At 56.9% G+C, this 8,463-nt stretch carries 7 protein-coding genes; 2 read left to right on the top strand and 5 right to left on the bottom strand.

Features of this window, described 5'->3' with window-relative positions; all coding sequences use genetic code 11:
- Positions 1-118: 118 nt before the first annotated feature.
- The 4 genes from hemG to pepQ are packed head-to-tail and all read right to left on the bottom strand — an operon-like array spanning position 119 to position 4,100.
- Positions 119-655 (bottom strand): menaquinone-dependent protoporphyrinogen IX dehydrogenase, encoded by a 537-nt coding sequence (gene hemG, locus KVT28_RS18955; protein WP_217549660.1) that lies wholly within the window; start codon positions 653-655, stop codon positions 119-121.
- A 17-nt stretch (positions 656-672) separates the two neighbouring features.
- Entirely contained in the window at positions 673-2,124 is a 1,452-nt protein-coding gene (gene trkH, locus KVT28_RS18950; RefSeq protein WP_101763723.1) for a Trk system potassium transporter TrkH, read from the bottom strand.
- A 27-nt stretch (positions 2,125-2,151) separates the two neighbouring features.
- Entirely contained in the window at positions 2,152-2,769 is a 618-nt protein-coding gene (locus KVT28_RS18945) for an IMPACT family protein (RefSeq protein WP_217549658.1), read from the bottom strand.
- Positions 2,769-4,100, bottom strand: a complete 1,332-nt coding sequence (pepQ, locus tag KVT28_RS18940) for a Xaa-Pro dipeptidase (protein WP_101763928.1) — start codon at positions 4,098-4,100, stop codon at positions 2,769-2,771. Before pepQ ends, KVT28_RS18945 begins: the two co-directional genes overlap by 1 nt.
- A 186-nt stretch (positions 4,101-4,286) precedes the next feature.
- On the opposite strand from pepQ, the gene fadB reads away from it, so the two are divergent.
- Both fadB and fadA read left to right on the top strand, forming a co-directional pair.
- Entirely contained in the window at positions 4,287-6,470 is a 2,184-nt protein-coding gene (fadB, locus tag KVT28_RS18935) for a fatty acid oxidation complex subunit alpha FadB (protein WP_217549656.1), read from the top strand.
- A gap of 10 nt (positions 6,471-6,480) precedes the next feature.
- Positions 6,481-7,644: an acetyl-CoA C-acyltransferase FadA gene (fadA, locus tag KVT28_RS18930; protein ID WP_101763726.1), complete on the top strand. Its 1,164-nt coding sequence runs from the start codon at positions 6,481-6,483 to the stop codon at positions 7,642-7,644.
- Between the two features lie 117 nt (positions 7,645-7,761).
- On the opposite strand, the gene fre is transcribed toward fadA, so the two are convergent.
- The gene (fre, locus tag KVT28_RS18925) at positions 7,762-8,463 is read right to left on the bottom strand and encodes an NAD(P)H-flavin reductase (RefSeq protein ID WP_101763727.1); all 702 of its coding nucleotides are present in this window, start codon (positions 8,461-8,463) and stop codon (positions 7,762-7,764) included.

The raw sequence follows: 8,463 nt of genomic DNA, 5'->3' as shown, positions 1-8,463 counted from the left end.
TCTGCGTTGCCGCTTTGCCGTCTCAGTGGTGGCGCATTATAGGGAGTTATTCGGAGCTGACAAGGGTTAATTGCAAATAAATTACTGTTCGACCTAAATTTCGCCACAACGCTGTATTTCACAACGATTTGCCTGGTAACTGCGCAAAACCCTGGGCAAAAAGCGCCACTTTATTCCAATCGGTGTACTCCACTTCTTTCGATGTATCGGTTTCCCCGCCGGTCATACGCATAATGAATTGAATCATGACGCGATCAAACCAGCGATAACGCGGATAACGCAACGCCCCAGCGAAAACCGCACAGCAATCGGGTTGCCACGGTGACTGCTCCAGGAACTTGCGCGTATACGCATTGGTCTCTGGCGTACACTTATCTGCTTTACGCGCCGTCAGGTTGACACTAAAGAAGCCGCTCACCCGCTGCTGCAGCTGTGCTCTGTGCTGGGTGACAAATTTCAGCAACGCCGGATTGAAATGGCCATAGCGGATCGAAGCACCAATCAGCACGCGATCATACTGCAACCAATCAATCTGCTGCGCCTGCAGTAAATCGATCACGTCACACAGTTGATGCGGCACTAACGTCTGTGCAATGCGCGCGGCAATGTCACGGGTTTGCCCATCGCGGCTGGAATACAGAATCAACGCTTTCATTACTCAATCCTATTTTATTATTCGCGCCAAAAGGTCGGCGTGAACAGCACCAGCAGCGTGAACACTTCAAGGCGTCCAAACAGCATGGTTAAAATCAAAATCCACTTCGCGACATCATTCATTGAAGTGAAGTTGTCTGCTACCACACCCAAACCGGGCCCGAGGTTATTCAGGGTCGCGGCCACGGCAGCAAAAGCCGAGAAGTCATCCACGCCAGTGGCGATGATCGCCAACATGCTGAGCAGGAACACCAGCGCATAAGCTGAGAAGAAACCCCACACCGCTTCGAGGATACGTTCCGGCAGCGCGCGATTACCCAACTTGATGGTGTAAACCGCATTCGGGTGCACCAATCGCTTCAGTTCACGCGAACCCTGTTTGAACAGCAGAAGAATGCGAATCACCTTCAAACCGCCGCCGGTTGAACCCGCCATGCCGCCGATAAAAGCCGAGCACAGTAGCAGCACCGGCAGGAACAGCGGCCAGCGCGCAATACTGTCGGTGGTAAAACCGGCCGTGGTCGCCATTGATACCACCTGGAAAAACGCCTGATTCAGCGTTTGCCAGCCGCTGGCGTACACATTGTGAAACCACAACACTATGGTACAGATCAGCACTAAGGTCAGTTGTACGCCAATAAACATGCGGAATTCGGGATCGCGCCAGTACACTTTCAGGTTGCGACCACTTAATAAAGAGAAGTGCAGGCCATAGTTACAGCCCGAGATCAGCAGAAATACCGCGACAATGGTGTTGATAGTTGGGCTATTAAAGTAGCCGATGCTGGCATCATGGGTTGAGAACCCGCCAATCGCGATCGTCGAGAAGCTATGGCCGATAGCATCAAACATCGGCATGCCCGCCAGCCACAGCGCCACCGCGCACGCCACGGTGAGCAATACGTAGATCAGCCACAGCGTTTTAGCTGTTTCCGCGATACGCGGGCGCATCTTGTTATCTTTCAACGGTCCCGGCATTTCGGCGCGATAGAGCTGCATGCCACCCACGCCCAGAATGGGCAGAATCGCCACCGCCAGCACAATGATCCCCATCCCGCCGAGCCACTGCAGCATCTGACGATAGAACAAAATCGCTTTAGGCAACGTATCCAGTCCCACCAGCGTGGTGGCGCCGGTGGTAGTGAGGCCAGAGAAGGACTCAAAGAAGGCATCAGTGATTGAGAGATGCGGCTGCTCGGCGAAGATAAACGGCATCGCACCGACGCTGCCCAACACGGTCCAGAACAGCACCACGATAAGGAAGCCTTCGCGCGGCTTGAGTTCGGTTTTCTGCTTGCGGTTTGGCCACCACAGCAGTGAACCGATAACGATCGCCATCATAAAGGTCTGACTGAACGCGCGCCCGGCACCATCACGGTAAATCAAGGCGACGAGGCCCGGTAAAATCATGGTCACCGAGAACAGAATCACCAGCAGGCCCACGATGCGGGTAATGGCGCGAAAATGCATTCAGCCGTTTCCTTTAAACAGAAGCTTTTAGTTTGTCAGCGGGATGAGCGTCAGCGCGCCCCGGCTGTAATCAGAGAGGTTTTGGCGAAAGCCATCAATCTGCGCATGCGGCAACGCTAAACGCAGCGCAATACGATCCTGATAATGGCTCTCTTCTATAATGCCGTCAAAACGTTGCAGCAAGCGTTCGATGTCGCTGAGTTGGGCGTAATCGCACTGCAGAGTAAAAGATTCCATCGGCACTTTACGCTGACGCGCCAGTTGCTTCAGCCCTTGCTGCACGCCGCCGCCATAAGCTTTTACCAGTCCGCCGGTGCCCAGCATGATGCCGCCATAATAACGCACCACCACCGCGGTGATCTCACCGACACCGCTACCCATCAGTTGGGCCAGCATCGGTTTGCCCGCGGTGCCAGAAGGTTCGCCATCATCGGAGAAACCCAGCTGCTGCGAATCATCCGGCGCACCCGCCACCCACGCCCAGCAGTGATGCCGCGCGGAGGGATGTTCCTGCTTCACCTGCTGCACAAACGCGCGCGCCGCTTCCACGCCGGCCGTGTGCGCCAGCAAGGTGATGAAGCGGCTTTTCTTGATGGTTTCCTCGCTGAGACTTACGGCCTGAGCGGGAATGTCGTAAGCATCCATCAGGCAAGGTGCAAGTCGCGCGTCATGTTTTCAATGCGATTAGCGTGAACCACCACGTTATCCTCAATACGAATACCGCCGTAAGGTTTCAGTGCATCAATTGCCGCCCAGTCAAAGTATTGGCTGAACTTGCCGCCGCGCAGCTTCGTCAGCAGCGAATCGATAATATAGAAGCCCGGTTCGATAGTCAGCACCATGCCAGGTTCCAGCACGCGCGTACAACGCAAATACGGATATTGCGACGGTGCCGCCAGATGCGTACCGTTGTCATCCTGCATGAAGCCAGCCACATCGTGCACCTGCAAGCCGAGCGGATGTCCAAGGCCGTGCGGCATAAACGGACCGGTTAAATCTTCCGCCACCAGCGTCTCTTCAGTCAGGCCTTTCACCAACTCGAACTTCAGCAGCAGACGCGCAATGCGCTGATGCATCTGCAGATGATAATCGGTATAGCGCACGCCGGCTTTCAAGGTGGCGATCAGCGCCAGCTCTTCCTTGTTCATCGCCGCAACCATGTCGGCATAGCGCGATTTGCTCTGCGCCGCGTAGCTGCGCGTCAGGTCAGCGGCGTAACCGAGGTATTCCGCACCGGCGTCAATCAGGAAGCTGTGGCGTTTGGCCGGCGGCTGATGATCCAGTTTGGTGTAGTGCAGCACCGCGGCATGTTCATTGAGCGCGATGATGTTGCCATATGGCACATCGGTATCGCGATGGCCGGTTGCGGTCAGATAGGCGATATTGATATCGAACTCGCTCATGCCAGAGAAGAACGCCTCTTTGGCAGCGCGATGGCCCGCCACCGCCAGCTTCTGCGCTTCGCGCATACACGCCAGTTCATAGTCGGTTTTGATACTGCGATGATAATGCAGGAAATCGATCACGCCTTTCGGGTTCACCTGCTCGCTGTTAATACCGAGCTGGGAAGCGCGTGACGGCACCGGACCGATATAGGCCACTTTCTCGCGCTGTGCTGGCAGCAGCTGCGCGATCTCATCGGCACTCTTCAGGCCAATCACCTCCACGTCGTTAGTCCAGAAGCTGTTTGGCAGCGGCTCAACGTTGTGCCAGTAATCAACCGGCGAATAGAACCACAGCTTGGGTTTATTCACGCCATCAATCCATAACCAGCAGTTTGGCACCTGCGTCACCGGCACCCACGCTTTGAACTGGGGATTCACCTTAAACGGATAGTCGTGATCGTCGAGAAAAACGGTCAACAGTTCGCCGGAATGAATCAGCATGGCATCAAGCTTAAAGCGAGCCAGCACCTGCTGCGCTCGCTGCTGCAGCGTATTGATGTGCGCGTGATACAGGGTTTTCAGTGAATCCATGGACTTGTCTCCGATGTCGCGAAAGTGGCCGCAGTGTAGCACAGCCGTGTTAGTGATGCCGTGCTGCGCGCGCTGTGATCGTTGTATCAAATAATCAAACTCTGGTTTGCAAATAATTAACATCACACTCACACTCCAACTCATCTGGTATGACCAGATCAACTTTCGCGGTTTCAGGAGACGGACATGCTCTACCAAGGCGATACCCTTTCAGTTCACTGGCTTGACGACGGCATCGCCGAGCTAGTTTTCGATGCGCCCGGTTCGGTGAACAAACTCGATACCAAAACCGTTGCCTCGTTGGGCGAGGCATTAAGCGTATTGGAACAGCAACCCGCGCTGCGCGGCCTGTTGCTCTCGTCGGCCAAACCGGCATTTATCGTTGGTGCCGACATCACAGAATTCCTGTCGCTGTTTGATGCGCCAGAAGAGAAGCTGAGCCAGTGGCTAGCGTTTGCCAACAGCATCTTCAATCGTTTAGAGGATTTGCCAGTGCCCACCGTGGCCGCCATCGACGGCTATGCGCTGGGCGGCGGCTGTGAATGCATACTGGCGACCGACTTCCGCATTGCCACGCCGACCGCACACATCGGCCTGCCGGAAACCAAACTGGGCATTATGCCGGGCTTTGGCGGCAGCGTGCGCTTGCCACGCCTGCTTGGCGCCGATAGCGCGATGGAGATTATCGCTGCCGGTAAAGATGTTGATGGCAGCAGCGCCCTGAAACTCGGTTTGGTGGATGCGGTAGTCAGCAGCGACAAACTACGTGCCGCTGCGCTGACCGTATTGCAGGACGCCATCGTGCAGGGCAACTGGCAGACACGCCGCGCGCCGAAGCTGGCACCGCTGAAACTCAGCCCGATTGAAGCCGCCATGAGCTTCACCATCGCCAAAAGCATGGTGCTGCAAACCGCGGGCAAACACTATCCGGCACCGATCACCGCCATCAAAACCATTGAAGCTGCCGCCAGCCTCGGACGTGATGATGCGCTGAAGCTGGAAACCGCCGCGTTTGTGCCGCTGGCGCAAAGCGACGTGGCGCGCGCGCTGGTCGGTATCTTCCTGAACGATCAGTACGTCAAAGGCCTGGCGAAAAAGCACAGCAGTGCAGCCGGTGCGCCGCAGCAAGCGGCAGTATTAGGCGCAGGCATTATGGGCGGCGGCATTGCTTATCAATCGGCATGGAAAGGTGTGCCGGTGATGATGAAAGATATCAATCCGCAGGCATTAACGCTGGGCATGACCGAAGCCAGCAAGCTGCTGAACAAACAGCTGGAGCGCGGCAAAATTGACGGCGCGAAACTGGCGAGCGTACTCACCACCATTCAGCCCACGCTGGATTACGCCGGATTCGAACGCACCGACGTGGTGGTAGAAGCGGTAGTAGAGAATCCGCAGATCAAAGCCAAAGTGCTGGCAGAGACCGAACAGCATCTGCGCGAGGACGCCATTCTCGCCTCCAACACCTCAACCATTCCGATTAGCCAGCTGGCGCAAGCCCTGAAACGTCCGGAAAACTTCTGCGGCATGCACTTCTTCAATCCGGTGCCGCGTATGCCGCTGGTTGAAGTGATTCGCGGTGAGAAAACCTCAGAAGCGACCCTCAGCAAAGTGGTGGCCTGGGCGAGCAAAATGGGCAAGACGCCGATTGTGGTGAATGATTGTCCCGGCTTCTTTGTGAATCGCGTGCTGTTCCCCTACTTCGCCGCCTTCAGCCTGCTGCTGCGCGACGGCGCGGATTTCCGTCAGATCGATAAAGTGATGGAAAAACAGTTCGGCTGGCCGATGGGCCCCGCGTGGCTGCTGGATGTGGTCGGCATTGATACCGCGCATCACGCTCAGCAGGTGATGGCGCAAGGTTTCCCGTCTCGCATGCAGAAAGATTATCGCGACGCGATCGACGTGCTGTTTGACGCCAAACGTTACGGCCAGAAAAACGGTCAGGGCTTTTACCGCTGGGAGCAGGATAAAAAAGGCAAAGCGCAGAAGAGAGCCGATGCGGCTGTCGATGCGCTGCTGGAACCGATTTGCCAGCCGAAGCGCGTGTTCAGCGATGACGAGATCGCCAACCGCATGATGCTGCCGATGCTCAACGAAGTGGTGCGCTGCCTCGAAGAGAAGATCATCGCTTCACCGGCCGAAGCTGATATGGCGCTGGTGTACGGTTTAGGCTTCCCGCCGTTCCGTGGCGGCGCGTTCCGCTACATGGATACGCTGGGCAACAGCAACGTGGTCGATCAGGCCAAACGTTATACCGCGCTCGGCCCGCTGTACGCGCTGCCGGAGCTGCTGTTGCAAAAAGCCCATCAGCATCAGAGCTGGTATCCCGCGGTGCAACCGATTGACGAAGCGGCGCTGCAAAGTGCCTGAGGTAATGAAAATGGAAAAAGTGGTAATTGTTGATGCGGTCCGCACGCCGATGGGCCGCTCCAAAGGCGGCGCGTTTCGTCAGGTACGGGCGGAAGATCTCTCGGCGCATTTGATGCGCGAGCTGCTGAGCCGCAACCCGGCGGTTGATCCCGCCACGCTGGACGACATTATCTGGGGCTGCGTGCAGCAGACGCTGGAGCAAGGCTTCAACATTGCACGTAACGCCGCGCTGCTGGCGGAGATCCCGCATCGCGTACCTGCCAGCACCGTCAACCGCCTGTGCGGTTCGTCGATGCAGGCGCTGCACGACGCGGCACGCGCGATTATGGTTGGCGATGCGCACAGCTGCCTGATTGGCGGTGTAGAACATATGGGCCACGTGCCGATGAGCCACGGCGTGGATTTCCATCCGGGCCTGGGTCGCACGGTGGCGAAGGCGGCGGGCATGATGGGTTTAACCGCCGAGATGCTGGCGCGCATGCATCACATTACGCGTGAGCAGCAGGATGCTTTTGCGCTGCGTTCGCACCAGCGCGCCTGGGCAGCAACCCAGCGCGGCGACTTCAAGCGTGAAATTGTGGCGACCTACGGCCACGACGCCGACGGCGTGTTGAAGCGCTTTGAGAGCGACGAAGTGATCCGCGAAGAGACCAGCCTCGAAGGATTGGCTGCGCTGCGCCCGGCATTCGATCCGGTCAACGGCACCGTGACCGCAGGCAGCTCATCCGCGCTTTCCGACGGCGCAGCCGCGATGTTGATCATGAGTGAAAGCCGCGCACGCGAACTCGGTCTGACAGCGCGCGCGCGCATTCGCAGCATGGCGGTGGTTGGCTGCGATCCGTCGATTATGGGTTACGGTCCGGTTCCCGCCAGCAAGCTGGCGCTTAAGCGCGCCGGATTGAGCGTGCAGGATATCGACCTGTTCGAGTTCAACGAGGCTTTTGCCGCACAGGCGCTGCCATGCATTAAAGACATGGGCTTGTTGGAACAGCTGGATGAGAAAGTGAATTTGAACGGCGGCGCGATTGCGCTCGGTCATCCGCTGGGATGTTCCGGTGCGCGTATCAGTACTACGCTGCTGAATCTGATGGAACGTCGCGATGTGCAATTTGGTCTGGCGACCATGTGCATTGGTTTAGGCCAGGGCATCGCCACGGTGTTCGAACGGGTTTAATACGTTAATGTTGCACGTGTTACCGCCCTTTCGGGCGGTTTTTTTACGCAATACATTGCGCCGCGACGAATCCGTGCACATTCTCGTAGCGGCGCGATTTATCGCGTTCTGTTGACCTCAAATAAAGGCAAACGCATCGCCAAACATCTGCGCTTCCAGCGCACCGCGCTCGGCGCAGAAACGCTCACGCGCAATCTTCGCCATCTCAAAACGACCGGCAATATAGATATCGTGCTCGCTGAGCGACGCGAAATCCTGCATCACCGCCGTCAGCACCGTGCCGCTGCGTCCGGTCCAGTCATCCGCCGGTTGTTCAACCACCGGGATCACTTTCAGGTTCGGATGCTTCACCGCCAGCGCATTCAGCTCATCCAGATCGTACAGATGCATCAGCTCACGGCCGCCCCAGTAAATCGCAATCTCGCGATCGGGTTGCTGTGCCAGCGCGGTCAGCAGAATAGAACGCGCATAGGAGAAGCCGGTACCGCCCGCGATCAGAATGATCGGACGCTCGCTATCTTCACGCAGCCAGGCATCTCCGTGCGGCATATCAACCGTAATCTGGCGATCGTTCTTGATGCGGTCCATCACCGCCATCGCGTAGAGATTGAGATCCGACGCGCCGATGTGCAGTTCAATGATGTCCTTTTCCATTGGCGTAGAAGCCAGCGAAAACGGGCGCTTATCGCGCTCATCCATCACCACCATCAAATACTGTCCGGCGCGGAAGTTAAAATCCGCCGCCGGAATTAAACGAACGCGGTAAACCGTGTCCGTAATCGCTTCAACCGAAGTCACTTTGCAGCTTAACGTTGTCAT

Origin of the sequence: Pantoea sp. GbtcB22 (assembly GCF_019091025.1) — a bacterium.
Lineage (GTDB): Bacteria > Pseudomonadota > Gammaproteobacteria > Enterobacterales > Enterobacteriaceae > Pantoea > Pantoea leporis.
Note: the sequence above shows the minus strand (reverse complement) of the source record. Positions and strands in the feature narration are given on the sequence as shown.

Bases quoted from the DNA above. Each gene is read 5' to 3' on its own strand.
- fadB (WP_217549656.1), top strand. From the start codon at position 4,287: ATGCTCTACCAAGGCGATACCCTTTCAGTTCACTGGCTTGACGACGGC.
- pepQ (WP_101763928.1), bottom strand. From the start codon at position 4,100: ATGGATTCACTGAAAACCCTGTATCACGCGCACATCAATACGCTGCAG.
- trkH (WP_101763723.1), bottom strand. From the start codon at position 2,124: ATGCATTTTCGCGCCATTACCCGCATCGTGGGCCTGCTGGTGATTCTG.
- KVT28_RS18945 (WP_217549658.1), bottom strand. From the start codon at position 2,769: ATGGATGCTTACGACATTCCCGCTCAGGCCGTAAGTCTCAGCGAGGAA.
- hemG (WP_217549660.1), bottom strand. From the start codon at position 655: ATGAAAGCGTTGATTCTGTATTCCAGCCGCGATGGGCAAACCCGTGAC.
- fadA (WP_101763726.1), top strand. From the start codon at position 6,481: ATGGAAAAAGTGGTAATTGTTGATGCGGTCCGCACGCCGATGGGCCGC.
- fre (WP_101763727.1), bottom strand. From the start codon at position 8,463: ATGACAACGTTAAGCTGCAAAGTGACTTCGGTTGAAGCGATTACGGAC.